Source organism: Streptomyces sp. DS1-CR2 (assembly GCF_055760475.1).
Genome location: NZ_CM147085.1, coordinates 7,751,821 through 7,774,070 on the forward strand (window position 1 = coordinate 7,751,821; position 22,250 = coordinate 7,774,070).

21 protein-coding genes are annotated in these 22,250 nt (G+C 71.5%); 12 read left to right on the top strand and 9 right to left on the bottom strand.

The window, feature by feature from the left end; all coding sequences use genetic code 11:
• Nucleotides 1-71: 71 nt before the first annotated feature.
• Nucleotides 72-836, bottom strand: a complete 765-nt coding sequence (locus tag ACY0PA_RS36220; protein ID WP_473081624.1) for an IclR family transcriptional regulator — start codon at nucleotides 834-836, stop codon at nucleotides 72-74.
• Between the two features lie 721 nt (nucleotides 837-1,557).
• Between ACY0PA_RS36220 and ACY0PA_RS36225 the strand changes: the two genes are divergently transcribed.
• The 4 genes from ACY0PA_RS36225 (at nucleotide 1,558) to ACY0PA_RS36240 (ending at nucleotide 5,886) form a co-directional block, all read left to right on the top strand.
• Entirely contained in the window at nucleotides 1,558-2,388 is an 831-nt protein-coding gene (locus ACY0PA_RS36225) for a methylenetetrahydrofolate reductase (RefSeq protein ID WP_473081625.1), read from the top strand.
• On the top strand, nucleotides 2,385-3,326 hold the full coding sequence (gene purU / locus ACY0PA_RS36230) for a formyltetrahydrofolate deformylase (protein WP_473081626.1): 942 nt from the start codon (nucleotides 2,385-2,387) through the stop codon (nucleotides 3,324-3,326). Before ACY0PA_RS36225 ends, purU begins: the two co-directional genes overlap by 4 nt.
• 194 nt (nucleotides 3,327-3,520) lie before the next feature.
• Entirely contained in the window at nucleotides 3,521-5,200 is a 1,680-nt protein-coding gene (locus ACY0PA_RS36235; RefSeq protein WP_473081627.1) for a GAF domain-containing sensor histidine kinase, read from the top strand.
• Nucleotides 5,201-5,244: 44 nt separating this feature from the next.
• Nucleotides 5,245-5,886: a response regulator gene (locus ACY0PA_RS36240; protein WP_473086540.1), complete on the top strand. Its 642-nt coding sequence runs from the start codon at nucleotides 5,245-5,247 to the stop codon at nucleotides 5,884-5,886.
• A 12-nt stretch (nucleotides 5,887-5,898) separates the two neighbouring features.
• On the opposite strand, the gene ligM is transcribed toward ACY0PA_RS36240, so the two are convergent.
• The gene (gene ligM, locus ACY0PA_RS36245) at nucleotides 5,899-7,302 is read right to left on the bottom strand and encodes a vanillate/3-O-methylgallate O-demethylase (protein ID WP_473081628.1); all 1,404 of its coding nucleotides are present in this window, start codon (nucleotides 7,300-7,302) and stop codon (nucleotides 5,899-5,901) included.
• Between the two features lie 128 nt (nucleotides 7,303-7,430).
• On the opposite strand from ligM, the gene ACY0PA_RS36250 reads away from it, so the two are divergent.
• From ACY0PA_RS36250 to ACY0PA_RS36260, 3 genes are read left to right on the top strand one after another with little or no spacing between them, the layout of a single operon-like run.
• Nucleotides 7,431-7,556: a hypothetical protein gene (locus ACY0PA_RS36250; RefSeq protein ID WP_473081629.1), complete on the top strand. Its 126-nt coding sequence runs from the start codon at nucleotides 7,431-7,433 to the stop codon at nucleotides 7,554-7,556.
• Complete coding sequence (locus ACY0PA_RS36255) at nucleotides 7,540-7,911, top strand: protocatechuate 3,4-dioxygenase (protein WP_473081630.1); 372 nt, start codon at nucleotides 7,540-7,542, stop codon at nucleotides 7,909-7,911. Before ACY0PA_RS36250 ends, ACY0PA_RS36255 begins: the two co-directional genes overlap by 17 nt.
• Nucleotides 7,904-8,749 (top strand): class III extradiol dioxygenase subunit beta, encoded by an 846-nt coding sequence (locus ACY0PA_RS36260; protein WP_473081631.1) that lies wholly within the window; start codon nucleotides 7,904-7,906, stop codon nucleotides 8,747-8,749. The genes ACY0PA_RS36255 and ACY0PA_RS36260 overlap by 8 nt, the downstream gene beginning before the upstream one ends.
• Nucleotides 8,750-8,957: 208 nt before the next feature.
• Here the strand turns inward: ACY0PA_RS36260 and ACY0PA_RS36265 are convergent, their stop codons facing one another.
• From ACY0PA_RS36265 to ACY0PA_RS36290, 6 genes are all read right to left on the bottom strand, one after another.
• A complete protein-coding gene (locus tag ACY0PA_RS36265) occupies nucleotides 8,958-10,325 on the bottom strand; it encodes an MFS transporter (protein ID WP_473081632.1) in 1,368 nt (455 codons plus the stop codon).
• A gap of 4 nt (nucleotides 10,326-10,329) precedes the next feature.
• The gene (locus ACY0PA_RS36270; protein WP_473081633.1) at nucleotides 10,330-10,605 is read right to left on the bottom strand and encodes a muconolactone Delta-isomerase family protein; all 276 of its coding nucleotides are present in this window, start codon (nucleotides 10,603-10,605) and stop codon (nucleotides 10,330-10,332) included.
• A 23-nt stretch (nucleotides 10,606-10,628) separates the two neighbouring features.
• Nucleotides 10,629-11,336, bottom strand: a complete 708-nt coding sequence (locus ACY0PA_RS36275; protein WP_473081634.1) for an alpha/beta fold hydrolase — start codon at nucleotides 11,334-11,336, stop codon at nucleotides 10,629-10,631.
• A 36-nt stretch (nucleotides 11,337-11,372) separates the two neighbouring features.
• Nucleotides 11,373-12,062, bottom strand: coding sequence for a 4-carboxy-4-hydroxy-2-oxoadipate aldolase/oxaloacetate decarboxylase (locus tag ACY0PA_RS36280; protein ID WP_473081635.1), 690 nt, complete (start codon nucleotides 12,060-12,062; stop codon nucleotides 11,373-11,375).
• The gene (locus ACY0PA_RS36285) at nucleotides 12,059-12,799 is read right to left on the bottom strand and encodes a PIG-L deacetylase family protein (protein ID WP_473081636.1); all 741 of its coding nucleotides are present in this window, start codon (nucleotides 12,797-12,799) and stop codon (nucleotides 12,059-12,061) included. The genes ACY0PA_RS36280 and ACY0PA_RS36285 overlap by 4 nt, the downstream gene beginning before the upstream one ends.
• 149 nt (nucleotides 12,800-12,948) lie before the next feature.
• Nucleotides 12,949-14,634, bottom strand: coding sequence for an AMP-binding protein (locus tag ACY0PA_RS36290; protein WP_473081637.1), 1,686 nt, complete (start codon nucleotides 14,632-14,634; stop codon nucleotides 12,949-12,951).
• Nucleotides 14,635-14,823: 189 nt separating this feature from the next.
• Between ACY0PA_RS36290 and ACY0PA_RS36295 the strand changes: the two genes are divergently transcribed.
• The 5 genes from ACY0PA_RS36295 (at nucleotide 14,824) to ACY0PA_RS36315 (ending at nucleotide 21,019) form a co-directional block, all read left to right on the top strand.
• Nucleotides 14,824-16,263: an aldehyde dehydrogenase family protein gene (locus ACY0PA_RS36295; RefSeq protein ID WP_473081638.1), complete on the top strand. Its 1,440-nt coding sequence runs from the start codon at nucleotides 14,824-14,826 to the stop codon at nucleotides 16,261-16,263.
• 220 nt (nucleotides 16,264-16,483) lie between these two features.
• Nucleotides 16,484-17,437: a TIGR03560 family F420-dependent LLM class oxidoreductase gene (locus ACY0PA_RS36300; protein WP_473086541.1), complete on the top strand. Its 954-nt coding sequence runs from the start codon at nucleotides 16,484-16,486 to the stop codon at nucleotides 17,435-17,437.
• A gap of 109 nt (nucleotides 17,438-17,546) precedes the next feature.
• Nucleotides 17,547-18,851, top strand: coding sequence for a phenylacetate--CoA ligase family protein (locus tag ACY0PA_RS36305; RefSeq protein ID WP_473081639.1), 1,305 nt, complete (start codon nucleotides 17,547-17,549; stop codon nucleotides 18,849-18,851).
• Nucleotides 18,852-18,865: 14 nt separating this feature from the next.
• Nucleotides 18,866-19,969 (top strand): zinc-dependent alcohol dehydrogenase, encoded by a 1,104-nt coding sequence (locus ACY0PA_RS36310; RefSeq protein WP_473081640.1) that lies wholly within the window; start codon nucleotides 18,866-18,868, stop codon nucleotides 19,967-19,969.
• A gap of 45 nt (nucleotides 19,970-20,014) precedes the next feature.
• Nucleotides 20,015-21,019: an amidohydrolase family protein gene (locus ACY0PA_RS36315; protein WP_473081641.1), complete on the top strand. Its 1,005-nt coding sequence runs from the start codon at nucleotides 20,015-20,017 to the stop codon at nucleotides 21,017-21,019.
• Nucleotides 21,020-21,179: 160 nt separating this feature from the next.
• Here the strand turns inward: ACY0PA_RS36315 and ACY0PA_RS36320 are convergent, their stop codons facing one another.
• Nucleotides 21,180-21,974: an IclR family transcriptional regulator gene (locus tag ACY0PA_RS36320; protein WP_473081642.1), complete on the bottom strand. Its 795-nt coding sequence runs from the start codon at nucleotides 21,972-21,974 to the stop codon at nucleotides 21,180-21,182.
• Nucleotides 21,975-22,250 lie beyond the last annotated feature (276 nt).

The window sequence follows — 22,250 nt, forward strand, 5'->3', positions numbered from 1 at the left end:
GCCCTCAGCTTGGAGAAGGGGGATGGCTCACGCCCAGCATTGAGTTCCGCCAGACGGAACTCGCCCGCAGATCAGTGGTTGCGCAGCTCCGCGCGGCGGCCGAGTGTCGCCGAGATGCCCGCCGCGGCCGCGCGCACGCTGGTGGCGTGCCGGGCGGGCTGGAACCGGTGCACCGGGCCCGTGACACTGACCGCCGCCACGATCTCGTCCGACGGGCCGAAGATCCCGGCCGCGACGCAGATGATGCCGACCGCCGACTCCTCGTACTCGTAGGCCACCCCCTTGGTGACGACGTCGGACAGCTGCCGCCTCAGGACGTCGACGTTGGTGATGGTCCGAGGGGCCTTGCGCTCCAGTGGCCCGCGCAGTGCGGCCTCGCGCACCTCGGCGGGAGCGTGCGCCAGCAGCACCTTGCCGATCGCCGTCGCGTGCAGCGGCATGCGGCCGCCGAGCCGGGACGGTGAGTCGGCCTGCTGGTGGCCGCCCATCTTGGCGACGTAGACGACCTCGGTGCCCTCGCGGGTGCCCAGATGGACGAGTTCGTGGGTGCGCACGAAGAGGTCCTCCAGGAAGGGCGTGGCCACTTCGAGCAGTCCGCGCTCGACGGACGCCCGCATCCCCAGCTCGAAGACGAGCCCCGACAGCCGGTAGCGTCCCTGGACACGGTCGAGGAGTCGGGCGGCCACCAGATCCCCGAGGACCCGGTGCAGCGTGCTCTTGGCGAAATCCGTACGCCGCTGCAGTTCGGCGAAGCCCAGGGTGGTGTCCTCGACGGTGAAGGCCTGCAGCACGGTGAGGGCCTTGGCCAGGACGCCGCTGGGCGCGTCGTCGCTCAAGGCGTGGCTTCTTTCCGAGGAGTCGCAATACCCCGACTGTACGGGACGGTGTGCACACCTCCGGACCTGGGGGTTGTCGACGTTGCGCAGTGATGCTCGGCGGGAAGTTCCTGGCTCCGAGAGGTGGCCGTAACCGAGGCGCACCCCGGCGCGAATCCGGACCGTGGAGGACCGGGCGGAGGGGGCGACGGGGCGGGTTTCATGGTCGCGTACGGTGCGTTCACGTGATGTCCTCACGGGTGAGTCGTGACTGACCGGGCGATGCATGGGGAGACGTGGCGCCGGGGATGGGGACGGTGCTCACGCCGGTGCGAGGCCGGCGGGGTAGGCCGCCGCGGAGAGCATGTGGAGGCGGGCCCGGATGCTTCCTACGCGACGGGTGCGCAGGCGGCTACGTCACTTGTCCCGGTGCCCGCACGACGGGTGGCAGCCGCAGGTCCGGTCATCCGCGTGATCCAGGGGTGGGGCCGGTGCTCTTAGCGTCGCAGTGGATCCCGAGCGAGGATTCGGTGGTCCCGCGTTGCCGGATCGCCGCCAGTGGCCTGCGATGCCGCACCCGCCTGAGGAAAGGTTCTGAAGCGATCATGACTTCCGAGAGTCCGGTGTCTGCGCCCTGCGTCCCGGTCGCCCGCGACACTCACCGGAGCACGTGATGGCCGTCCTGAACTCAAAGGATGCCGAGCCCCGGTCCGCGAGCCGTGCCCGCTCGCCTCGGGATGCCGTGGCGCGTGCGCTGCGCACTGTCACCTACGAGGTGCTGCCGTTCAAGAGCGCCGAGGACAAGGTCCTGGCGCACGTCCCCAACGATGTGGCGCTCACGGTGACCACCACCGAGGCCAAGGGGCTCGGCCCGACGATCGACCTGGCGACCCGCCTCACCAGGCAGGGGTACCGCGTCGCCCCGCACATCGCCGCCCGCCTGGTGCGCGACGAGGCGCATCTCGCCGACGTCGCCGCGCAGTTGCAGGACTCCGGTGTCGACCGGCTGTTCGTCATCGGAGGGGACGCCGCCGAGCCTGCGGGGCCCTATCCCGACGCGCACAGTCTGATGGAGGGCCTGCGACATGTCGGACACCGTTTCACATCCCTCGGGATCGGCGGCTACCCCGAGGGGCACGGAAGGATTCGCGACGAGCTGATCGAGCGTGCCCTCGAGGTCAAGGCTCCGCACGCGACCGAGATCATCACGCAGCTGTGCTTCGACGCCCGCACCACGGTGCGCTGGGCGCGCGCGGCAAAGGTGCGCGACACCGGCCTCCCGATCAGGATCGGCATCCCGGGCGCGGTCAGCCGGCAGAAGCTGGTGCGGGTCTGTGGCGGGCTCGGTCTCGGACAGTCGGCGAGGTTCCTGACGAAGCAGCAGAACATGCTGTGGCGCTTCTTCCTGCCGGGCGGATACAGCCCCGGGACCCTGATCGAGCGACTCGCTCCCGCCTTCGGTGAGGCCGACAACAACCTGTCCGGCTTCCACGTGTTCACCTTCAACGACCTGGAGAGCACCGAAGCGTGGCGGCAGCACCGCCTTGCCCGACTCGCCGGGGAGGCGTCATGAACCCTGGCGGCACGGAGAACCCTGGGCCCACGGAGAACCCCGGGCGCACGGAGAACCCTGGGCGCACGGGCCCGATCGCCGGCGCCGCGCGCGGAGTCCTGCTGCTGTCCTGCCCGGACCGGCCCGGCATCGTGCACGCCGTGACCGCACTGCTCGCGAACGAGAAGTGCACGATCGTGCAGAGCCAGCAGTTCGGCAGCACCACGAGCGGAACCTTCTACATGCGCGTGGAGTTCGCACGCGCCGACGGCTCGCCCGTCGACCTGGGCGCACTGCGTCCGCGGTGTGCCCAGGTCGCCGAAGCCTTCGGCATGGACTGGCAGTTGACGGACGCCGAGCGGCGGCTGCGTGGGGTCATCATGGTGAGCAGGTTCGCGCACTGCCTGAACGACCTGCTGTTCCGCTGCTCCATCGGCGAGCTGAACCTCGACGTCGTCGCCGTGGTGTCCAACCACCCCGATCCCGGCCGTATCGCGGACACTTTCGGCGTGCCGTTCCGGCACATCCCCGTCACCCGTGACACCAAGCCGCAGGCCGAGAACGAACTGCTCCAGCTCGTCCGTGAGGAGCGGGTCGACCTGGTCGTCCTCGCCCGCTACATGCAGATCCTGTCCCACGACCTGTGCAAGGAGCTGGAGGGGCGTGCCATCAACATCCATCACTCCATGCTGCCGAGCTTCAAGGGGGCCAAGCCCTATCACCAGGCGCACTCCCGCGGCGTGAAGTACATCGGCGCGACCGCGCACTACGTGACGCCGGACCTGGACGAGGGCCCCATCATCGAGCAGGAGCTCATCCGCGTCGACCACTCCCTGAGCCCCGGCCAACTCGCCGCGCGCGGCCGCGAGGCCGAGACCCGCGCGCTGGCCCGTGCCGTGCGCTGGCACAGCGAGAACCGCGTCGTCGTCAGCGGCAACCGGACCGTCGTCTTCCAGTGAGTCACGGTTGAGGCCGCTGGTGCGGCCACCGGCCACCGGCCGCCGGCACCGGACATCGGTCCCGACCCGGTACAGGACATTCGACGTAGTTCGGCCCGACCGGCCAACGGTCCGCCTCTGCAGGGGTGACGTGGACGTTTCCGATGTGCATCCTGGTGATCACTGATGTGCCGGGGACCGGGAGGCGGGGCCGTATGCCAGGGCGGAGCCGAGCAGCCGTCGACACTCCGGGGACCACGGCAAGGGCCCGAACCACGCCGAGCGGCCCCGCCCCGGACCGCGTCGACTGGGCCGATGTCGCCCGGCAGGTACCCGACGGGCTCGCCGTGGTCGACGGCCTCGGGCGCTTTGTCCAGCTCAACGACGCCGGGGTGGCCCTGTGCGCCTGCCCGGCCGACGAACTGATCGGCCGTGCGGCGCCGTTCGACCTCGCCCACTTCGCCGCCATCGCCATCGCCGACGCACCGGCCCTGCTCGACGACGACGCCGCGGCGCAGGAGCAGGTGTGCACCTGGGCGCCGAGGCCCGGAATCCACCGGGAGTTCGCCTACCGCACCCAGCCGTTGCCGGGGCGCGGGGGCCGGACCGTGGTGGCGTTCCGCGACGTGAGCGTGGAGCATCACCGCCGGCGGCGCGTAGTCGCCATCGCCCGTACCGCGGCGAAGCTGGCATCCGAAGCGTCGATCACGACGATCCTCGACGCGCTGGCCCGCGAGGTGCTGCGCGCCGACATGCTGGCGGCGGTACAGATCCTCACCCTCGACGAGTCCGGGAGCAGCCTGCAGATCATGGGCTCGGCCGGGTTCAGCCACCGGACGGAGTTCTTCGACAACCTCATGGAGTGCCGCAAACGCGGGGCCACCCTGCGCATGCTCGAGGCCTTCCGACGCAGGGAGCCCGTGGTCGTACCGGACCGTGGCGCGGCCATTCAGGCGGACCCCGCGTGGGCGCCGCTGCACGATCACATGGGGGAGTTGGACTGGGACTGGTTCGCCAGCGTTCCGCTGATGATCCGCGGCCGGGCCACCGGCATCATGAACGCCTACTTCGCTCCCGGGCAGGTGGTCGGCCCGCGCACCGTGGAGTTCCTCGAAGCCATGGCCGACCAGGCGGCCGTCGCGGTGGACTATGTGACGCTGCTGCGCAAGGAGCGCGAGCTGGCGCGGCGCGACGAACGCCAGCGGCTCGCCCGCGACCTGCACGACTCGATCGTGCAGCAGGTGTTCGCCATCGGGATGCAGGCCAAGTCCATGGGTGTGCTCGGCACGCGGACCGGCACCGTCCCCGTCGAGAGCGTGCGGCGGATCGCCGACGAGGTCGGGGGCCTGTCGCGGACGGTGCTGACGGATCTGCGCGCCATGGTGCACGAGCTGCGGCCCGCCTCGTCCGTCGAACTCGGCCTGGAGGAAGCCGTCCGCGCGCTCGCCGACAGCACGGCCCACCGCACGGGCCTGCGCTTCGACCTCGTCACCGGTACGGGGCTTCAGGACATCGGGGCCGAGCTGGCCGAGGACGTCTACCGGATCGTCGCCGAGGCCATCCACAACGTGGTCAAGCACGCCGAGGCCACCCGCGTCACGCTGCGCATGGGCGTTCGGGACCGGACCCTTGCCGTCACGGTCGCCGACGACGGCCGGGGCATGGACGCGCCGTCCGACACGGATCTGCTGCCGCCCGGCGGTTACGGACTGACCAGCATGCGCGAGCGTGCGGAGCGCTGGGGTGGCGCGGTGCGCATCGGCCCCTGCCCCGAGGGCGGTACGTCGGTTCGCGCGGCGGTCCCACTGTCGGATTCGGGGCCAGGGTCCGTGTCCGGCCGCCCCGAAGGTCCGGCACACCACCGGACAGAGCGAGCGGAGGACGGACAGCCGTGAACACCGCAGGAATCGAGGACCACGTGGCCCCGACACCGATCCGCGTGATGATCGTCGACGACCACGCGGTGGTACGCCGCGGCATCCGCGCCTACTTGGAGGCCCTGGACGATCTCCAGGTGGCGGCCGAGGCCGCCAACGGTCAGGAAGCCGTCGACCGCCTGAAGGAGATGTCCGCACACGGCGAACTGCCCGGCGTGGTCCTCCTCGACCTGCTGATGCCCAAGATGGACGGCGTCGCGGCGACCAAGCACATCACCCGGACCCATCCGGGCGTGAAGGTCGTCGTCCTGACCAGCTTCGGCGAGATGGAACGCGTGCATGCCGCGCTCACGGGCGGTGCGTCGGGGTACCTGCTCAAGGACAGCGAGCCGGAGGAGGTCGTCGCCGCGATCCGCGCGGCGGCGCGCGGCAACGTCTTCCTCCACCCCGCGGTGGCCCGCCGGCTGACCCAGGAGATCGTCTCCCCGCCCACGGGCCTGAGCGCCCTGACCCACCGCGAGCGGGACGTCCTCGTCCTCGTCGCCCAGGGCTGCTCCAACCAGGAGATCGCGGACGAGCTCGTGATCAGCGAACGCACTGCCCGCACCCACGTCAGCAACGTCCTGCGCAAGCTCCAGCTGACCTCCCGCACCCAGGCGGCCCTCGTCGCGGTCCGCCAGGGCCTCGTGCCTCAACAGCCGTGATCCGACGGGCTGTTACGCCTGCGTCGCCGCCCTGCGCCAGCCGGGCCGGTAGGTGTCGCGGGCCATCGCGGTGTACGGGGCCGGGCTCACCACGGCCCGGACGGCGAACTGCTCGTGCGGCTGCACGGTGGTCTTGCGCGAACCACCGTCCGGTTCACCCCAGATGACCTTCACCTCGGCGCCCAGCGGGACATCCGGGTTGACCGTCGCAAGCGACAGCGCCTTGCGCTCGTTGGCGCTGTAGCCGGTGAACATGGACAGGCCGACGGTGTGGCCGTCCGCGTCCTGCACGTCGTCGAAGTTGGACGAGCCGTAGTTGGCGTTCGGCAGGTCGAAGAACTGGTAGCCGGGGCCGTCCTTGACCGGGGAGGCGAGCAACTCGGCCACGTCGTCCGCGTTCCACGCGAGGGTGACCTTGCGGCGCTGGGCAGCCGGGTCGATCGCATCCAGAGCGCTGCGGCCGACGAAGTCGTGGTCGAACTTCACGAAGTTGCCATAGCCCAGCTCCCACGGGTTGAGGTAGTAGTCCTCGATGCTCTCCGAGACGAAGCTGCCGGCGAGGGCGTTGGCCGCCTCGTAGCTGTCGGCGCCGAGCCACTCCCGGTACGGGCGCAGCGCCTCGCCGGTGTAGACGGCGGGCAGCGGGGACGGAATCCACCCGGATTCCAGGGTGTTGCAGGAGTAGGCGCGCGCGCCGGCCGGCTCCAGGCCGAACTCGTGGCCGGCCTCCAGGACGGCGTCGCGGATCTTGTCGTAGCTCCCGTACGGGCCCCATATCTCCAGACCCGGCGCGCCCGCCATGCCGTGGCGCAGCGTGCGGACCTGCTCCCCGGCGATGTTCATGTGGCCCATCCGGAAGAACTTCACCTTGTCGACCGGGCCGCCGTTGACCTTCTCGATGACCTCCCAGGCGCGCGGGCCCTGGATCTGGAAGCGCCACACGTCGCGGGTGACGGGCCTGCCGTACGGGCGGGAGGGGGAGCGGTCGTCCTGGCGGATGTCGACGTTGTAGCCCTTGGAGGCGTTGTACGTCAGCCAGTTGGCGACCGGCGCGCGGCCGACGAAGACGAACTCCTCGGCGGCCAGGCGGAAGAGGATGCCGTCACCGATGACCCCGCCGTCCGGCGCCACGGGCACGAACTGCTTGGCGGAGTCCACCGGGAAGTTGGCGGTGCTGTTGATCCCGGTGTCCGTGAACAGTTTCAGGGCGTCCGGGCCCGAGACCCACAGGTTGGTCATGTGGTGGGACTGGTCGAAGAGGACCGCCGTGTTCTGCCAGGCGGTCACCTCGCGGCGGAAGTTGGTGAACTCGCCCGGGACGACCGGGTAGATGTACGCCCCGAGCTGGGAGTTGCGGAGCAGCTCCACCGTGCTGTCCGCCTGGTCCAGTACGTCCTGCAGGTTCTTGGCGCTCATCTGTTCACCCGTCCTCGCTCGCGGCTGTCGGCCTCACGCTAGGGATCACTCCCTCCGCACGGCACAGTGGAATGGCGGGACCGCGGCGGCCGGGTCCGGCCAGGGGCGGCGGGTCAAATGACGTAGCCATGACGCGGCCGGCGGCCGATGGTGGGGCGCCCCGCCCGCTCTACGGTTCGGAGACGATCGCCGTCGTCCGCGCCTTCGCGCACGGGGACATGAGCCAGGGAGCACGCCATGACGGGCAGCAGTAACGGCAACAGCAGCCTGGAACCGCCGGGGACATACGTCTTCGACGGGCCCACCAGCCGCCGCGGACACCGCATGAACAAGCTGTTCATGTCCCTGCGCCGGGAGCAGGCGCGCACGGACTTCCTCGACGACGAGACGGCCTACTGCCGCCGCTTCGAGCTGTCCGACGCGCAGGCCGATGCCGTACTGCGGCGCGACTGGCAGGCGATGCTCGACCTGGGCGGCAACATCTTCTCCATCTACAAGCTCGCCATGATGGACGGACTGTCGATGCAGTACCTCGGTGGTGTCTTCACCGGCATGTCCGAGGCGGAGTTCAAGGCGGCGATGCTGGCGGGAGGACGTGGCGATGGCTGAGGTGATCTGGGGTCTCGGCACCTCGCACGTGCCCTCCATCGGGGCCGCGATGGACCGCGACATGACGACCGATCCGGTCTGGGCGCCGCTGTTCGAGGGCTACGCACCCGCCCGGACCTGGCTCGCCGAGCACACCCCCGACGTGGCGATCCTGATCTACAACGACCACGCCAACGGCGTCGACATGGACGTCGTCCCCACCTTCGCCCTCGGCACCGCCGAGCGCTACCGCGTGGCCGACGAGGGCTTCGGCCGCCGCCCCGTGCCCGACGTCCAAGGTCACCCGGCCCTCTCCTTCCACCTCCTTGAGCACCTGATGGACGAGGGCTTCGACCTCACCGTCTTCCAGGAGCTGGACGTCGACCACGGCTTCACCGTCCCCCTGTCGGTCTGGACCCCCGAGCCGGGCGACGCGTGGCCCTGCCCGGTCATCCCGCTCCTGGTCAACGTGATCCAGTACCCGCAGCCGACGGCCGCCCGCTGCTATGCCCTGGGCCGGGCCCTCGGCCGCGCCATCGCGGGATTCGACGGGGCCGGCACCGTCGGCATCCTCGGGACGGGCGGTATGTCACACCAACTGGCGGGCGCGCGGGCCGGGTTCATCAACTCCGGCTTCGACCACATGTTCCTCGACGCCATCGAGAAGGACCCGCACAAGCTGGCCGCGCTGAGCCGTGAGGACTACATCCGGGCGGCCGGCGCCGAAGGCATCGAGCTGATCATGTGGCTCATCATGCGCGGCGCTCTGAACGAGCAGGTGCGCAGGGTGCACACGGCGTACCACATTCCCGCGTCGAACACGGCCGCGGGCCTCGCGCTCTTCGACAACCGCACCTGAACGAGGGGAGGGGGGCGGCAGCCGCGGTAGGCACGGCTGCCGCTCCCTTTCCGAGCGGGCGCGGCAGCGGTCGTGTCGGAGCACGTACGCACCGGTTCGGCTGCCGTTTGTGCCGCTGCCGGAGCCGTCAGCGGGAGCAGCGACCCGGCGATGAGCGCGGTCGCCGGCGTGAGGGCCCTTCGCCGGGCCGGTCGTGCGGGGCGTTGTCTTACGTACGGTTGATCCGCCTCTCGTCAGTCGTGCCAGTGGATCGCTGCGGGGTGGGGGCAGGTTCGGCCGCGGCGCCCGCCTGGAGCGTGCGTCGACCGGCCGACAGGATCGCTACCAGGCTGACCAGACAGACGGCCGCCAGCAGCGCGGAGACCGCCGCGGACGAGCCGAACTCCGCGTACAGGGCGGTCGCCAGGAGCGGGGTGACGCCGCCGCCGACGACCGAGGCGGCCATGTAGCTGATCGACGCGCCGCTGTAGCGCAGGTGCACCGGGAACATGTCCGTGATCAGCGCCGGCTGGACGCCACCCATGACGGCGTTGCCCACGGTGATGACACCCAGCGACAGCACGATCAGCGGCACCGAGCCCGTGTCGACCAGCCAGAACAGCGGGAAGGCCCAGACCACCCCGAGCGCGGCGCCGAACACGAAGATGGGCTTACGGGCCATGCGGTCGCCCGCGATGCCCCCGGCGAGCACCGCGAGACACCACAAGGCGCTCACACCGACCAGGATCCACAGCATCGTCGTGTTCGGCAGCTTCAGCGTGCCCGTGCCGTAGGTGACCATGTACACGGACACCAGGTAGCCGATGGCCGGGGCGGCGATCGACATGACGCTGCCGACGAGCAGTTGGAGCGGGCTGCGCCGGAACACCTCGAGCACGGGCAGCTTCGCGACCTCACCGGCGGTACGGACCCGCGCGAAGTCCGCGGACTCCTCGATGCGCAGCCGGACGACGAGCCCGACGACGATCAACAGGGCGCTGGTGAGGAACGCGATGCGCCAGCCCCAGGCGGCGAACGCCCCCTGCGGCAGCACGGAGGTGAGCAGCAGGAACACCAGCTGCGACAGCATGATGCCCGAGGGCAGCCCGAGCTGCGGGAAACAGCCGTACAGCGAACGGCGGCCCGGTGGCGCGTGCTCGACCGCCATGAGCACGGCGCCGCCCCACTCGCCGCCGACCCCCACGCCCTGGACCAGCCGCAGGAGGACGAGCAGGACCGGTGCCCAGACGCCGATGGTCGCGTACGTCGGCACGAAGGCGATCGCGGTCGTCGCGACGCCCATCAGGAGCAGCGAGACGACCAGCATGGACTTGCGGCCGACGCGGTCGCCGAAGTGCCCCATGACGATGCCGCCGAGCGGGCGGGCGGCGAAGCCGACGGCGAAGGTGCCCAACGAGGCGAGGGTTCCGCCGAGTTCGGAGAAGGCGGGGAAGAACTGCTCGCGGAAGACGAGGGTCGCCGCGATGCCGTAGATGAAGAAGTCGTACCACTCGATGGTGGTGCCGATGTAGCTGGCGACGGCCACCGTGCGGGCCTTGCGGGCGTCGGTGCGGCGCGCAGGTCGGGAGGTGGACATCGCTTCACCTCTCCTGTGGGTGGGTGGCGAGCGTCTCGACGGTGACGTCCATCCACTTCCACATGGGCAGCGACGTCAGCGCGTCGTGCAGGGCGGCCGGGTCCTCGGCCTCGTACAGCCCGATGGTGGCGTTGCGTCCCGGCACCCGCCACAGGGGTTGGAGGACGCCGGCCTCGCGCAGTTCGAGCGCGCGCTCACGTTCGCCCCGGCGCAGTTCGTCACGGACTTCGTCCGGGGTGTCGTTGGGCAGCAGGTTCTCGGTACGGACCAGGAATTCCACGGTGACCTCTTCGAATGGGGTACTCAGGTGGCGGCGATCTTGAGGAGCAGCGCGGTGAGTTCGCCGGGTGCGGTGACCATCGCCTCGTGTCCGGTGGCGAGTTCGTGGACGGGCCAGCCGCGGTCCGCCGCGCGCCGGGCGTGTGCGGTGAATACGCGCATCCAGTCGACGCATTCGACGAAGACGGCGGGAACCTGGTCGAACTGGCCGGTCAGGCGCAGTGGTTCGGTGTACGTCAGCCACGGGTGCGGGGTGAGACGCGGCGTGAGCCAGTCGACGTCGGCCTTGTCGCTCACGCCCAGCTTCTCCAGCGACCGGACCGGGATCAGCCAGCCGAAGCCGGGCCCCGCGACGGACTCGCGGTAGTGCCCGGCCACCGTCTGCGGCAGCAGGTCGATCGCGGCGTCACCTTCATCGCCCACAAAGGCGTCCAGGTGGACGCGTCGGGCGATACGTGACGGCACGCGGTCGGCGACTCCCGTGACGACCTGGCCCGCGTAGCTGTGCCCGACCAGGATCACGTCCCGCGCGTCGTACGCCTCGAGGAGGGACACGACGTCCTCGATGTGCGTGGACAGGCCGACCTGTCGCGTGAGGAGATGGGCGCGGTCGCTCAGGCCGGTGAGCGTGGGGGTGTGCACCTCGTGCCCGACGGCGCGCAGCGCGGGGGCGACGCGCTGCCAGGCCCAGCCGCCGTGCCAGGCGCCGTGGAGGAGGACGAATGTGCTCATGGGTTGTGGTACGCACCTTTCGGCGAGCGGTGGTTGTCAGTCGTCGGCGTCGACGTAGCGCACGCCGAGGCGTTCCAGGGTGGGCCGCATGTCGTACAGGTCGAGGCCGAGCACGCCCTCGCGGAACTTGCGGCGCTTGTCCTCTTCGTTGGCCTCGCGCCGGGCGCACGCCTCGACGACGTCCTCGCCCTCGTCGAGCGGGACGCACAGGACCCCGTCGTCGTCGGCGACGATGATGTCGCCGGGGTTCACCAGCTGACCGGCCACCACGACGGGCACGTTGACCGAGCCGGGCACGGCCTTCGCGGTGCCCTGCGCGTGCACGGCCCGGGACCAGACGGGGAAGCGCATCGCCGTGAGGTCGGCGACGTCGCGTACCCCGGCGTCGGTGACGAGGCCGAGGACGCCGCGATGTTGCAGCTGCGTGGCGAAGAGTTCGCCGAACATGCCGTCCGTGCAGCGGGACGTGGTGGCGGCGACGAGTACGTCGCCGGCCCGGCACTGCTCGATGCAGGCGTGCAGCATCAGGTTGTCGCCGGGGTGCGAGAGCACGGTGACGGCACGCCCCGCGATCCGGGCACCGGCATAGATGGGCCGCAGCTCGGGTCCGAGCAGACCGCGCTGACCGTGGGCCTCGTGCGCCGTGGCCACCCCGCTCTTGGCGAGCGCGTCGACGGTCTCGGTGGCCGGTCCGCGGTTCGTACGGACGATCACATGCCGGCTCATCGCAGCTCGTCCCCCACGGTCGGGAACACCCGCTGGTACGCCTCGGCCTGCACGATCCCCTTGTCGCCGCCGTTGCGGACGGCCTGCACACCGCGCCGGAGCCCCAAGTCCGTGTAGTAGCCCACCAGATGGGACTGGGCGCCCATGCACTCCATCGCCTTGCGCTTGCGGTCGATGACCGGAGTGATGTCGAGCAGCAGGTTCGGGGTGAAGCCGCACTGCTCGGGCTGGTGCGGCTCGAACTGCAGGACCTGCGGCGCCCCGATCGGACGACTGGACCGGTCGTGCCCCGCCGCCTGCGCGACCTGCCGCGCGAGCAGCGTCGCCTCGTGCGCGGAGTTGTGGTCGCGGTTGTACGGGTCGGACGCCACATGCGTGAGCACGAACTCCGGCTGCGCGGACCGCAGTTCGGCGACGATGCGGTGCAGGCCGGTGTCGTCGACGCGCAGCGGATAGTCGCCGAGGTCGAGGAAGGTGATGCTCGCGCCGAGCGCCTCCGCGGCGGCCGTGGCCTCCGCCCGGCGCCCCTCCTTGGCCCGCTCGAGCGTCATGCCCTCCTGCTTCCACAGGCCTTGCGACTCCCCGCGCTCGCCGTAGCTCAGGCAGACGACGCGGACGTCGTAGCCGCGCTCGGCGTACAGGGCCAGCGCGCCGCCGGCCCGCCACACGAAGTCGCCGGAGTGGGCGCTGATCGCCAGGGCGCAGGGACGCTGCTCGTTGGTATCGGTCACGGGCATGGCCTTTCTCGCTGCTGGTGCCGCGTGTCATGGAGGGGTGGGCACGGGTGATGGAGGGCGCGACGGCACCGACGTTAGGGACCGGCAGGAGGCTGGGTAACGCGCGAATGACCGGACCCGCGCGGAGACTTGTCGCCGACTCGGCTACGTCATCCGTCGCGCCGGCCGCGAGCGCCCGAGCGCCCGGCTTCCCTGTCGACACACGCCGCGCCGTGCGCCTCGTGCTCCTCGACGGTCCGCCTCGCCCAGGCCACCTCCAGCTTTCCCGTCGGGGTTCGGGGCAGCCGGGGGAGGACGACAACGGTGCGCGGCACCTTGTACCCCGCCAAGGTCGCGCGGACCCAGTCCCGTACCTCCTGTTCGCGCAGCGGCCCGGCGTCGTCGGTCGCGACCACGGCGGCGACGCGCTCGCCCCAGGTCTCGTCGGGGATGCCGACGATCGCCGCGTCCGTGATGGCAGGGTGCGCGAGGAGCACCTCCTCCACCTCCTGCGGATGCACCTTCTCGCCACCGGTGTTGACGACCCCCGAGCCGCGGCCGAGGAGACGCAGCGAGCCGTCCGCCTCAACCCGGGCGAGATCACCGGGGATCGCGTGGCGGACGCCGCCGACGGTGCGGAAGACGGCGGCGCTCTGCTCGGGGCGGGCCTTGTGGTAGCCGAGCGGCATCGGCCCGCTGTACGCCAGAAAACCGGTCTCTCCGCTGCCGGGTACGACTTCCCTGCCCTCCTCGTGGAGCACCTTGGCAGCCGGGACGGGGAAGAAGCGGGCGGGAAGGTCGGTGGTGGACGTGGTGCGGGCGAAGGCGACCGGGCCGCCCTCGCTCGCGGCGATCGCGTCGGTGATGGTGACATCGGTGCGCTCGTGCAGGGCGCGCTTCAGGTCGTCGCTCAGGGCCGTACCCGAGCTGAGGATCTGGCGCAGTGCGGTCAAGTCGTGGGGAGAGCGGGCGCGTTCGGCCGCGAGCAGCTCGTCCACCAGGGGGCGGCACACCGCGTTGCCCGCGACGATGAGCAGGCCCACGCGACGGTCGGCCACGGTCCGCCAGATGTGCCCGGCGTCGAGCCGGCCGGGGCGGGCGGTGACGACGCGGCCGCCGACGAGCAGCGCGCCCATCGAGTTGAACAGGCCGGTGGCGTGCATGAGGGGGACGGCCGGCATCGTCGTGGGGGCGACGCCACGGGTGTGCGCGGACCGCGCGATCCGTACGGCCTCGTCCACGTCTTCCGGCGGAGTGTCCGCGCCCACCGGCTGGAAGATCGGCACGGTCAGGCAGTGCAGCAGGTCGGACAGTTGCCAGATGACGCCCTTTGGTCTGCCGGTGGTGCCGCCGGTGTACATGAACAGCCGGTCCGTACCGGGGCGCGGCTCGGCGGGGTGTGGCGCCGTCGCGGCGAGGAGTTCCTCGTAGTCGGGTGCGTCCGGGCCCGTGACGGTGGCCGGACCCGCCCGGACGAGCAGGCGCAGGCTCGGTACGTGTCGCGCGGCGTGCGTGACATGACCGGCCAGGGCCCCGCCGAAAACCAGGGCGGAGGCGTCCGCGTCCACGAGAAGCTCCGTCAACTCACCTTCTTTATAACGATAGTTGACGTTGACGGGAGTCGCGCCGAGCTTGAAGGCGGCGAACACGGTCTCCAGGTAGGCGGCCTCGTTGTAGAGGTAGCAGGCGACCTTGTCGCCCGGGCCGACGCCCGATTGCGCGAGCGCGGCGGCGAGGCGCGCGGCGCGATCCTCGAACTGCGCGTAGGTGAAGTCCCGGTCCGGTTCGCTGAGGGCAATGGCCTGGGGGAGGGTGCGGGCGACGCCCTCCCAGACGGTGCCGAAGGAGACATCCATGGTCGGCACGGTAGGGAGCGGGGGCCGGGCCGCGCACTCTCCCTTTCATGAGGCGAAAGCCCCGTGGCCGCCGCGACGTTGCGGGCCGCACAGTGAGCGGGACGAAGGCCGGGGGTGGAGCGGACCGAATCCCCCACGAGCAGGTGTGCATCGACCAGGCGCAGGACTGAGGAGCATGAGGAGCAGCCCATGAAGACCCCCGACGCCACCCACCTCATCGGCGGCGAGTGGATCTCCGCGGCGGACGGCAGGACCCTCGCCGTCCTCGACCCCGCCACCGGCCAGGAGTTCGCCCGGGTGCCGCGCGGCCGCGCCGCGGACATCGACGCCGCGGTGCGCGCGGCCGAGGCGGCCTTCCCGGCCTGGCGCGACACCAGCCCGACCGAACGAGCCGAACTGCTGCTCCGCTGGGCCCAGTTGATACGCGAGAACGAGACGGAGATCGACCGCCTCGAGTCGCGCGAGGTCGGCCGCCCGCACTGGGGACCGCTGCCGCTGCCCGGCATGCTCACCTTCATCGCGGGACAGGCCGACAAGGTACAGGGCCACACTCTGCCCACCCGCAGCCCCGACGTACTCGGCCTCACCCTGCGCGAACCGTACGGAGTGGTCGGCAGCGTCATCCCGTGGAACGCGCCGGGCCCGATGTTCGTCAACGACGTCGGCCCGGCGATCGCCGCCGGCAACACCATCGTCGTCAAGCCCGCCGAGGACGCGCCCCTCACCCCGCTCGCCCTCGCCCGGCTCGCGCAGCAGGCGGGCATCCCGGCGGGTGTCGTGAACGTCGTGACCGGATACGGCTCCGAGGCGGGCGCGGCGCTGCCCGCGCATCGTGGAGTGCGGCGGATGAGCTTCACCGGCTCGCCGGCCACCGGCTCCGCCGTCATGGCGGCCTGCGCGCAACGCCTCGTCCCGCTCCACCTCGAACTCGGCGGAAAATCCCCGCAGGTGATCCTCCCGGACGCCGACCTGGACGCCGCGATCCCCGCCATCGCGGCCGGGATCACCCTCAACACCGGGCAGATCTGCGCCGCGGGCTCCCGGGTGGTCGTCGACCGGTCCGTCCACGCCGAGGTGGTGGAACGGCTCGCGGTACACATGCGGCAGGTGAAGATCGGCCCCGGACACGAGCAGGTGCAGATGGGGCCGCTCATCAACGCCCGGCAGCACGCCCGCGTCCTCGACTACATCGAGGTGGGCAGCAAGGAGGGCGCCCGGCTCGTCACGGGTGGCGGGGTGCCGCAGGGGGACGGATACGCCGACGGGTACTTCGTCGAGCCCACCCTCTTCGACCGGGTCGAGACCGGGATGCGGATCGCCCGGGAGGAGATCTTCGGCCCGGTCCTTTCGGTGATCCCCGTCGACGGCGAGGACGCGGCCCTGGCCGCCGCCAACGACACCGACTACGGGCTCGTCGCGTCCGTATGGACCCGCGACCTCGCCAGTGCCGTGCGCTTCTCGCGCGGACTGCAGGCCGGCCAGGTCGCGGTGAACGCCGCCCTCGGCGGCGGCGTCATCGGCGCCCCCTTCGGCGGCTACAAGGGCAGCGGCTTCGGCCGCACGATGGGCGCCGACGCCGTGCGCTCGTACACGCAGGAGAAGGCGGTGTCGCTGCGTGGCGCGGTCTGAGCGGGCGGAGTCGGGGCGCGCGCTGCCGGGGACGCAGGACACCGCGTCCGGGCCCGCGCGGGGCGCCGGCCACGCGTCGGGCACCGCTTCGGCGCCGGGCGCCGGAGTTGTGTCAGCCACCGGTCCTGCGTCGGGCGCGGGCCTCGCACCGGGTGGGGGCCCCGCGCGGCTCGCCGGCCACCCGTCGGCCACCGCCCCCGCACCGGCCCTCGGCCTCCGCATGCGCGTTCTCATGGAGCCCCGCCACGGTGCGACGTACGACGACATCCGTGCGTTGGCCCAGGCCGTCGAGGATGCCGGCTTCGACGCCTTCTTCCGGGGCGACCACCTCCTGGGCGTCGACCCCGAGGATCGGCGCTATCAGCCCACCGACGCGTGGACCACGCTCGCGGGCCTCGCCCGCGACACGCGGCGCGTACGGCTCGGTGCCCTCATGGGCGCGGCCACCTTCCGCGCCCCCGGACTACTCGCGGCGATCGCCGCCACCGTCGACCAGATGAGCGGCGGCCGCGTCGAACTCGGCCTCGGCACCGACTGGTACGAGCGCGAGCACGCCGCCTTCGGGCTGCCGTTCCCACCCGTCGGCGAACGCTTCGACCGCCTCGAGGAGCAGCTCGCGATCATCACGGGGCTGTGGTCCACCCCGACCGGCGACGAGTCGGGCTTCTCCTTCGACGGCGCCCACTACCGGATCGACTCCAACCGTACCCCGCCCCGTACCGCTCAGACCCCGCGCCCGCCCCTGCTCATCGGCGGCACCGGATCCAGGCGAACCCCGGCCCTCGCCGCCCGTTACGCCGACGAGTTCAACACCGCGCTCGGCGGCGACCTGCGCCGGCGGTTCGCCGTCTTCGAGCAGGCCTGCGAGGCGATCGGCCGCGACCCCGCCACCGTACGCCGCTCCTCGGTCCTCCCCGTCGCCTGCGGCACCACCCGCGCCGACGTCGAACGCCGGGCCGCCGTCATGGGCTCGGACCTCATCCGGCGTGAGGCCGCCATCGGCTCCCCGGACCGGATCACCGAACGACTCGGCGAATTGGCCGAGTTCGGGGCCGACACCGTCTACCTGCACATCTATGACGTTCACGATCTCGACCACATCGCCCTTCTCGGCGCCGAGGTCCTCCCGCACCTCGCGACGCGACCGGCAGGAGCAGAACGGGCACCCCGATGAGCGTCGTCGTCCACCAGCGCTGAATCCACCAGCACTGAATCCACCAGCACTGAGCCGGTGCCTTCCGAGAACCAGCACTGAGCCGGTGCCTTCCGAGAAAGGGACCTCCGTGGCCCCACCCAGCTTCGTCGTCCCCGCCGACCGGGACGCCGTCACCGCCGCGCTGCGCGCCCAGCTCACCGCGCTGCCCGAACGCTCCCCGTTCTACGCCGACCTGTTCGCCGAGCACGGCATCGCGCCCTCCGCCTTCCAGACCCCGGACGACCTGCGCAAATTCCCCTTCACTCAGAAGCAGATGCTGCGCGATTCGCAGGCTGCCGCACCCCCGCTCGGCCGGCACGCGGGCGTCACGATGCGCGACGTCGTCCGGGTGCACGCCTCCACCGGCACCACCGGCACGCCCAGCTGGGTCGGCGTCACCCGGCGCGACGCCGACGCCTGGACCGACATGGTCGCCCGCGCCTTCACCACCATGGGCGCGACCCGCGAGGACGTCGTCCTGCACGGCTCCGGACTCACCCTCTTCGTCGGTGGGCTGCCCGTCCGCGACGCGCTGGAACACATCGGCGCGACGATGGTTCCGATCGGCACCGGCGCCTCACAGAAGGCGCTGCTCGCCCTGGAGACGCTCGGCGTCACGGCGCTGCACTCGACGCCGTCGTACGCCCGCTACCTCGCCGAGTACCTGCGTCAACAGGGGAGTAACCCACGGGAGTTCGGGCTGAAGAAGATCTTCGTGGGGGGTGAGCCGGGTGGCGGGGAGCCCGCCTTCCGGGCCCGCATGGAGGAGGAGTGGGGCGCGCCCGTCACCGAAGGGCTCGGCAACGCCGACATGGCGCCCGTCCTGTTCGGCGAGGCGCCGGGCAGCGGCGGGATGCGGTTCACCGGCGGCCGGCATGTCCTGGTCGAACTCATCGACCCGGACAGCGGGGAGAGCGTCGTCCCCGAACCGGGCGCGAGCGGCGAGCTCGTCTACACCTCCGTCGATCGCGAGTGCAGCCCCCTGGTGCGCTTCCGCACCCGCGACCGTGTCACCGTCACCGGTCTGGCCGCCGACGGCGCCCCGCTCATCCGCTGCGTGGGACGCACCGACGACATGCTCATCGTCCTCGGCGTGAATGTCTTCCCTTCCGCCGTACGGGACGTGGTGCAAACCCTGCACCCGCGCACCGGGGGCGCCGTCCAGATCGCACTCCCGCATGCGGGGCCGCGCGTCGAGCCGCCGCTGCGGGTGGAGGCCGAGTGGGGGGAGGCCGCCGCCGATCCGGCGGCGCGCGAGGCGCTGCGCGGCGAGATCGAGGACCTGATCCGCTCCCGTCTCTCGGTGCGGGCCGCGGTCACCCTCGTACCGCCCGGGACGCTGGCCCGCTCGGAGATGAAGTCGCAGCTCACCCGCATCGACAACGGACACTGAGAGAGGCACGGACGATGACCGACACCGTACGCGCGGCAGTCCAGGTGGCCCCGCACAAGCTGGAGATACGGGAGTTCCCGCGGCCCAAGACCGGGCCCGACGACGGATTGCTGCGCGTGGAGGCCAACGGCATCTGCGGCAGCGACCTGGAGATGTACAAGGGGCATCTGCCCATGGGGTCCTTCCCGTTGGTGCCGGGGCACGAGCCGCTCGGCATCATCGAGGAGGTCGGCGAGCGGGCGGCCGAACGCTGGGGTGTGCGGCCCGGCGACCGCGTGGCCCTGGAAGTGATCGTGCCCTGCCGGGCCTGCCACGACTGCCTCACCGGCCGCTACCAGGCGTGCCGCAACAAATCCGGCGCACATGGTGTCACCGGACTCGACAATCCGCCGAGCCTGTACGGCGGGCTCGCCGAGTACCTGTACCTGCGGCCTAACGCCGTCCTGCACAAGGTGGACCCGACCATCCCGGCCTCGACCGCCGCCCTCTTCAACCCCCTGGGCGCCGGGGTGCGCTGGGCCGCCCACCTCGGCGGAGTCGGCTTCGGGGACACGGTGCTGATCCTCGGCGCGGGCCAGCGCGGACTCGCCTGCGTGATCGCCGCGCGTGCCGCTGGGGCCGGCACGATCGTCGTCACCGGCCTGGAGGCCGACGCCCACAAGCTGGCCCTGGCCCGCGAGTTCGGCGCCGACCACACCCTCGTCGTCGACGGCGACGCGGCCGAGGACCCGGTCGAGAAGATCCGCGAGATCACGGACGGCGCGATGGCCGATGTCGTACTGGAGCTGACCCCCATGGCCGCGGGCCCGGTCGGCGAGGCGCTGCGCGCCGCACGCCACGGCGGCCGCGTCGTCCTGGCCGGGCTCAAGGGAAACCGCGAAGTCCCCGTCCCCACCGACCTGGTGATCAACCGCGCGCTGACGCTCGTTGGCGCGTACGGCGTCGACGCCCGCGCCTACGCCGAGGCCATCGCCCTCATCGAGTCCGGCCGCTTCCCACTGGAGAAGCTCCACACCCACAGCTTCGGCCTGGACGACACCGACCTCGCCCTGCGCACCCTCGCGGGCGAGGTTCCCGGCGAGGCGGCGGTGCATGTGTCCGTCCATCCGAACGACTGAGCCGAACGACCGAGCCCAATCGCTGAGCCGAGCGACGGAGTCACCATGCTGATCGACGCCCACGCCCACCTGCTGCCCCGCGACTATCCGGCCGATGCCCCCGCCTGCTTCCCGCGCATGGAAGCGATCGACGGGGACACCGCGCGCACCCTCCTCTTCGGCGCGATGCGCTACCGCGCCCGCGACGTCTTCTTCGACGCCGAGCGTCGCATCGCCGCGCAGGACGCCTCCGGTGTGCATGCCGAGGTCCTCAGCCCGATGCCTCCACTGCTGCGGTACGACCTGCCCGCGGCGGACGGCCTCAGTCTCGCCCGACACGTCAACGAGTTCACCGCCACCTTTTGTTCGGCCGCTCCCGACCGCCTGCTCGGCTTCGGGACGGTGCCGATGCAGGACGTCGACGCCGCCACCGCCGAGCTGAAGACCCTGCGCGAACAGGGCCTGTACGGCGTCGAGATCACCTCCAACATCCTGGGGCGCTCGATCGGCGACGCGAGGTTCCTGCCCTTCTTCCAGGAGGCCGAACGCCTCGGCCTGCCGGTCTTCGTCCACGCCATGCCCGCACCCGACGAGCGGCTCCCGAAGTCGGCGATGGGCACGTACACGGTCGGCGTCGAGGGTGCCTACGCCGCCGCCTCGCTCGTCACGGGCGGCACCGCCGCGGCCTGCCCCGACCTGCGGATCTCCTTCAGTCACGCGGCCGGCGGCTTCCCGCTCATGATCCCGCGGCACCAGTACTTCTGGGGCGGCTCCTGGAACGAGGAGGAGCCCGTGCCCGAACGCGCCGTCGCCCCGGACGACGGTCCCTCGCCCCTGGAGTACGCGCGCCGCTTCTACTACGACTCCCTCGTCTTCGACCGGCGCGCCCTGCGCTTCCTCCTCGAACTCCTCGGTCACGAACGGCTGTTGATCGGCTCCGACTTCCCGGCCATGCCACGGGAGGAACCGGCGGGCCGCACCCTGCGCTCCATGGACCTGCCCGACGCCGTCCTGGAGGACCTCACCTGGCACAACGCCTTCCGCTGGCTGGGGATCGAGCCGCTGTGCTAGGGCGTGTCTCCTCGATCTCCGTGGGCCTGCGGCGTCTGGCACCGCACCTCGCGGCGTTGTCGCATCACCCACGGACACCCAGTCCGAGGGCGATGCTCCGCCTTGCGATGCACGGCACCAGACGCCGCAGGCTTATCCACGGAGATCGGGGAGACACGCCCTAGTCGGCAGGGCCCATCGACCGGGTGATCGACCGCGCGGTGCGGGTGAGCAGGGCCGTCAGTTCCCGCGGCCGGGCGGTCGCCGCGTCGACCACCACGCTGATCGCCGCCGCGGCGTGGCCGTCCCGATCGGCCACCGGCACCGCCACCACCAGATCCGGCAGGGTGATCCGGCCGCGGGCCACCGCGACCCCGGACCGCCGGATCTCGGCGAGTTCGCCGCGCAGCGCGACGGGATCGGTCAGGGTCATCGTGGTGAGGCGCTCCAACGGAGAGCTCAGCACCTCGTCCTGGACGGCCTGGGGGGCGTAGGCGAGCAGGACGAGCCCCGTGCCGGTGACATGCAGCGGACGGCGGTCGCCGACCCGGCTGCTGAGCGGATTGCCCACCCGCGCCCGCAACGTCTCGACGTACACGACCTCTTGGCCGTCGCGCACCCCGAGATGAACGTTGCCACGCGTGCGTTCGTGCAGGTCGTCGAGGTAGGGGTACGCGGCCTCGCGCAGTCGGAGGCCGCGCGGCGCGAGAGCGGAGAGTTCGAGCAGGCGCAGGCCCACCGTGAAGCGCCGGTCCGATCCGCGTTCCAGGACACCCTGTGCCACGAGCTCCCGGGTGAGCCGGTGCGCGGTCGGCAGGGACACGTCGGCGCGCCGGGCGATCTCGCTGAGCGTGAGGCTGCGGTGGCGGGGCCCGAAGGCGTTCAGGACGGACAGCATCCGGCCCGCCGCGGTGAGGGGCGGCCCGGCGGACGGCTGTCCTTCGGGAAGTGCAGGTGTCGCGGCTCGTGCGGACATGACGTGTTCGCACCTCCAGAGGCGTCGGCTCGTATGCGGGCACAGTGTCACCAGGCGTTGGGCGCCGCACAAGGCCCCGGGGACGGCCTCCCGCGTTTTTCCCGAACCGCCCATGGGCGTCGCGACATATGACGTAGCGCCGCACGGCCCGACCGGGCCATGGACGAGAGCGCGCCCTGCCGTCTTCCGCCGGCCGCGGCCAACTTCCCTTTCGTACGACGAAAGCCGCCTGTGCCCGGGCGGGTCCGCGGGTCAGCCTGAAAGGGAACCGTGACC

Coding starts and splice junctions, on each gene's coding strand:
- ACY0PA_RS36290 (WP_473081637.1), bottom strand. CDS start 14,634: ATGGATGTCTCCTTCGGCACCGTCTGGGAGGGCGTCGCCCGCACCCTC.
- ACY0PA_RS36260 (WP_473081631.1), top strand. CDS start 7,904: ATGGCTGAGGTGATCTGGGGTCTCGGCACCTCGCACGTGCCCTCCATC.
- ACY0PA_RS36310 (WP_473081640.1), top strand. CDS start 18,866: ATGACCGACACCGTACGCGCGGCAGTCCAGGTGGCCCCGCACAAGCTG.
- ACY0PA_RS36285 (WP_473081636.1), bottom strand. CDS start 12,799: ATGCCCGTGACCGATACCAACGAGCAGCGTCCCTGCGCCCTGGCGATC.
- ACY0PA_RS36250 (WP_473081629.1), top strand. CDS start 7,431: ATGACGCGGCCGGCGGCCGATGGTGGGGCGCCCCGCCCGCTCTACGGT.
- ACY0PA_RS36315 (WP_473081641.1), top strand. CDS start 20,015: ATGCTGATCGACGCCCACGCCCACCTGCTGCCCCGCGACTATCCGGCC.
- ACY0PA_RS36320 (WP_473081642.1), bottom strand. CDS start 21,974: ATGTCCGCACGAGCCGCGACACCTGCACTTCCCGAAGGACAGCCGTCC.
- ACY0PA_RS36265 (WP_473081632.1), bottom strand. CDS start 10,325: ATGTCCACCTCCCGACCTGCGCGCCGCACCGACGCCCGCAAGGCCCGC.
- purU (WP_473081626.1), top strand. CDS start 2,385: ATGAACCCTGGCGGCACGGAGAACCCTGGGCCCACGGAGAACCCCGGG.
- ACY0PA_RS36295 (WP_473081638.1), top strand. CDS start 14,824: ATGAAGACCCCCGACGCCACCCACCTCATCGGCGGCGAGTGGATCTCC.
- ACY0PA_RS36275 (WP_473081634.1), bottom strand. CDS start 11,336: ATGAGCACATTCGTCCTCCTCCACGGCGCCTGGCACGGCGGCTGGGCC.
- ACY0PA_RS36280 (WP_473081635.1), bottom strand. CDS start 12,062: ATGAGCCGGCATGTGATCGTCCGTACGAACCGCGGACCGGCCACCGAG.
- ligM (WP_473081628.1), bottom strand. CDS start 7,302: ATGAGCGCCAAGAACCTGCAGGACGTACTGGACCAGGCGGACAGCACG.
- ACY0PA_RS36300 (WP_473086541.1), top strand. CDS start 16,484: ATGCGCGTTCTCATGGAGCCCCGCCACGGTGCGACGTACGACGACATC.
- ACY0PA_RS36235 (WP_473081627.1), top strand. CDS start 3,521: ATGCCAGGGCGGAGCCGAGCAGCCGTCGACACTCCGGGGACCACGGCA.
- ACY0PA_RS36255 (WP_473081630.1), top strand. CDS start 7,540: ATGACGGGCAGCAGTAACGGCAACAGCAGCCTGGAACCGCCGGGGACA.